Annotated in this window: 4 protein-coding genes and 1 pseudogene; all 5 read left to right on the forward strand. The window is 65.6% G+C overall.

Features of this window, described 5'->3' with window-relative positions:
• The first annotated feature begins 95 nt into the window (after nt 1–95).
• The 5 genes and pseudogenes from ACIRFL_RS43510 to ACIRFL_RS43530 all read left to right on the forward strand — a co-directional run bounded on the left by ACIRFL_RS43510 (nt 96) and on the right by ACIRFL_RS43530 (nt 3977).
• A complete protein-coding gene (locus ACIRFL_RS43510) occupies nt 96–815 on the forward strand; it encodes an aldo/keto reductase (protein ID WP_404041230.1) in 720 nt (239 codons plus the stop codon).
• Nucleotides 816–871: 56 nt separating this feature from the next.
• A complete protein-coding gene (locus ACIRFL_RS43515; RefSeq protein WP_404041233.1) occupies nt 872–1768 on the forward strand; it encodes an aldo/keto reductase in 897 nt (298 codons plus the stop codon).
• Nucleotides 1769–2199: 431 nt separating this feature from the next.
• The gene (locus tag ACIRFL_RS43520; protein ID WP_404041236.1) at nt 2200–2610 is read left to right on the forward strand and encodes a RidA family protein; all 411 of its coding nucleotides are present in this window, start codon (nt 2200–2202) and stop codon (nt 2608–2610) included.
• Between the two features lie 2 nt (nt 2611–2612).
• A pseudogene (locus tag ACIRFL_RS43525) lies at nt 2613–3064 on the forward strand (transposase); the annotation flags it as partial.
• A 454-nt stretch (nt 3065–3518) separates the two neighbouring features.
• Nucleotides 3519–3977: a squalene/phytoene synthase family protein gene (locus ACIRFL_RS43530; protein ID WP_404041239.1), complete on the forward strand. Its 459-nt coding sequence runs from the start codon at nt 3519–3521 to the stop codon at nt 3975–3977.
• Nucleotides 3978–4041 lie beyond the last annotated feature (64 nt).

Genomic DNA, 4041 nt, shown 5'->3' on the forward strand with positions numbered 1-4041 from the left:
CGCAGCCCGATCGCTTACGAGGCAGCGTCCGAAACAACATCAACTACGCTGGCACCAGCCGCATAACCCGTGTCCAGGATTCGGGGCCAAGGCCCGTGGGCCGGGCCGTCGCCGCCAGCGGCATCCCCCGGGACCAGCTGTTCATCACCACCAAGCTGTGGATCCAGGACCAGGGAGAGGCGAGCGCCCTTCGGGCCTTCGACCGCTCGCTCGACCGGCTCGGCCTCGACCACCTCGACCTCTACCTCATCCACCAGCCCTTCGGCGACTACTACGGATCGTGGCGGGCCATGGAGAAGCTGCACCGAGAGGGCCGCAGCCGCGCCATCGGCGTCAGCAACTTCCACCCCGACCGGCTCGCCGACCTCCTCACCCACAACGAAACCGTGCCTGCGGTCAACCAGATCGAGACCCACGTCTTCTTCCAGCGCACCGACGACCACAGGCTCATGGGGGAGCACGGCATCCAGCACGAAGCCTGGGGCCCCCTCGCACAAGGCGGCCAGGGCTTCTTCGACAACCCCGTGCTCGTCGATATCGCCCACGCGCACGGCAAGTCCGTCGCCCAGATCGCGCTGCGTTGGCTGATCCAGCAGGACATCGTCGTCATCCCCAAGTCCCTGCGGCCCGAACGCATGGCACAGAACCTCGAGGTGTTCGACTTCGCCCTCACCGGCGACGAGATCGCGCGTATCACCGCCCTCGACACTGGCCGCAGCCACGTCTTCGACCACCGCGACCCGGAAGGCGTCAAGTGGCTCGGTGCGACACGCTTCCATACGGGACGGCCGCGCTCGGCCCTGCCCGCGACATGACCGTCCGGGCAGAGCAGGCCCACCGGAATGTTCCTCAGCGCATACGGAGTACCAGCATGAATGCCACGCACGAAACCATCACTCTCAACAATGGCGTCACCATGCCAGCCATCGGTCTCGGCGTCTTCCAGAGCCCGCCTGAAGAGACCGCCGCCGCCGTCGACGCCGCGCTCCGCACTGGCTACCGTCACATCGACACCGCCGCCTGCTACCTCAATGAGCGCCAGGTCGGTGAAGGCATCCGTCGTTCCGGTGTTGATCGCTCCGAGGTCTTCATCGAGACAAAGGTCTGGGTCGCCGACTACGGCTATGACGAGACCCTGCACGCGTTCGACAAGAGCGCCGGGAAGCTCGGCGTCGACGTCATCGACCTGCTGATCCTGCACCAGCCGATGCCGCAGCACTTCGTGCGGACCATCGGCGCCTACAAGGCCCTCGAACAACTCCTGGCCGACGGGCGGGTGCGTGCCATCGGCGTCAGCAACTTCATGCCCCACCACCTCGCGAACCTGCTGAAGGAGACCACGGTCGTCCCGGCGGTGAACCAGGTCGAGCTGCACCCGTACTTCACCCAGCCGGACGTGCAGGCCTCGAACGCCGAACACGGCATCCTCACCCAGGCATGGTCCCCGATCGGCGGCATCACCTTCTATCCCGGCTTCGGTGACGAGCGCCGCAGCGTCATGCAGGAGGAGACGATCAAGGCCATCGCCTCCGCGCACGACAAGTCGCCGGCCCAGGTGATGCTGCGCTGGCACATCCAGCAGGGCCGGTCCGCCATTCCGAAGTCCGTCGACCCTGGCCGGATCGCGCAGAACTTCGACGTGTTCGGCTTCACGTTCAGCGACGACGAGATCGCCGGCATCGACGCGCTCAACACCGATGTCCGACTCGGGCCCAGCCCCGATGACGTGGACCCGTCCACGTGGGGCCTCGAGATCCCGGAAGCCTGAACATCACGTATCCGCGCCGGCATGCGCGCGAGGTGCCCGCTCAGCGCTACCAGTGAGCCACCAAGCGTTCGAAACGGCGCGGGGTGCCTCTACTGCCTTTCCCGGCCGGGGGGCCTCGTCCACAGCGACGCCATCCTCGAAGCGGTCACTTCCAGCGCACCGCCGACCAGGCCCCGATGCGCCAGTACGGCGTCCAGCATGCGTCGCCCAGATCGCCCTGCGCCAGCTCGTCCAGCGCGAGATCGTCGTGATCCCGAAGTCGGTGCGACCCGAGCGCATTGAGCGTTCACCACCGCTCAGCCTGTTGACCTGCCGATACGGGGTCCGGAAACAGGCACTGAGCTTGTTCTTCGACCTCACGTCGCTGCGGAATGCTTGCCGATGCAGAAAATGCAGTGCGTGCTGCCACCACGCTGGTCAGACTCGCTGACATGACTGAGAAGATCACCCGCATCAACCCCGAGCAGCTGCATGAGACACCCGGCTACCACCACATCACCGTGGTGGAGGCAGGCCGTACCGCCTATCTGGCGGGGCAGTGCCCGCTTGATCGGAATGGTGACCTCGTCGGTTCCGGTTCCCTCGAGACGCAGGTCGACCAGGTTGTCGCGAACGCGCTCGCTGCCCTGGCAGCGGTGAGTGCCCAGCCTGAACATGTGGTGCGGTCAGTGATCTACGTGCGGAGCGATGAGAGGGACATTCTCGGAGTCGCATGGCGTCGGCTCACCGAGTCTGCCCTGGGTCCGGCGTTCACCACCGCCAGCACGCTCTTGGGCGTCGCCCAACTGGGCTTTCCGGGACAGCTCGTCGAGGTGGATCTCACTGTGGCGCTGCCTGACTGACGCGCCTGGTCCTGGCGGTCGATGTCAGCAACTGGCTCCGCGCTGAGGGGCCGACCAGCGCGGATCGTCTGTGCTGCCACGTCCACGGCCGCAGCGGACGCTCCTCGGACCAGTTCATCCCCGGCTGGCCGACATCGTCTTCGACGTCGGCTACGACGCTCCACGGATGGCCCACCTCCTCGACGGCCTCCCGGTCGAGGTGCTGGGACGGATGCGTTCCGACCGCGTCATGCGACGGCCGACGCCCTCGCTCAGGGAGTACGCCCTGGCCTGTCCCCAGGGCGGGCGACCGCCGAAGCACGGCAAGGAGTTCCGCTTCGCCAAGCCGGACACCTGGGGTGAGCCGGACGCGGCCACGACGCAGGTCACCGACCGATACGGCACCACCCGCGCGATGGCCTGGGCCCGTATCCACCCGCGCCTGACCACCCGCTCCGCCTGGATCGAGCACAGTTCTTGACTTCCCATGCACCGCACGGCCCTTGGCTTGCCTCTCCCGCCACCCCACCTGTCGCGTCTTCAACGACGGAGAGTCCCAGACGGCCCCGAATTCTGGCCAGTGGCGGTCCACTCCCACCAGGGGCAGTCGGCCCGGTGGAGGTCAGCCAACCTGGCAGTGCCGTTCAACGTGTTCACGCATGCGGCCAAGGTTGGCCCTGGACAACGAATTCGTGTGCTTTGAAAGTGAGTTCTGAACACAGCAAGGGAGCATTGGGCGGAGTCGTAGGCGGACCGCCGTGACGCACCAGGCGCGGATCCTCCTACGGCACGTGACTCCCTGCGCGTCGGTCCGGTTCTTGGTGCTCCAGGGCTCACGCGCGACGCTCGGTAGCACTCAAGGACTCACCAATTCCTTAAGAATTGGGCCTTCCCCCCTTCGCCCCATCCGTGACGTGAGGTGGTTTTCAATGCCTGCAGATGCCGAAGCGTTTTGGACACTAGAAGCCACCAGCAGAACCTTCGTGCTGCCAATCATGCAGCTCGACGGTGACCTGCGTGACGCAATCGCCGCCTACTACCTCTCCACCCGGGCCATCGATCAGATCGAGGACCACCCCACCCTGAAGCCAGGAGCGAAGGTCGAACTTCTGCGCGCCGTAGGTCGGACCCTTCAGACTCGCTTCGACGAAACATCCTTCGATCCGATCTTCCAAGCGCACCACGAGCACCTGGAACCTGTCACTGTTCAGCTTGGCCGATGGATGACCCGCGTACCGCCCACCAACATTGCCCCTCAACTGTGGGACGCCGTCTCTGCCATGGCCGACCGAATGGCCTACTGGGTGGAGCGTGACTTCCACATCTCTACCGAAGCCGACCTGGATCACTACACCTATGAGCTGACCCCGGTTTCGTGGAGTCCCTGAAGCCAGGCTTATGATCCTGGCGCGCGAAGGAGAACCACGAGCAGTGCCAGCACCACGTAAGTAC

This window comes from Streptomyces sp. NPDC102462, from assembly GCF_044765425.1.
Lineage (GTDB): Bacteria > Actinomycetota > Actinomycetes > Streptomycetales > Streptomycetaceae > Streptomyces.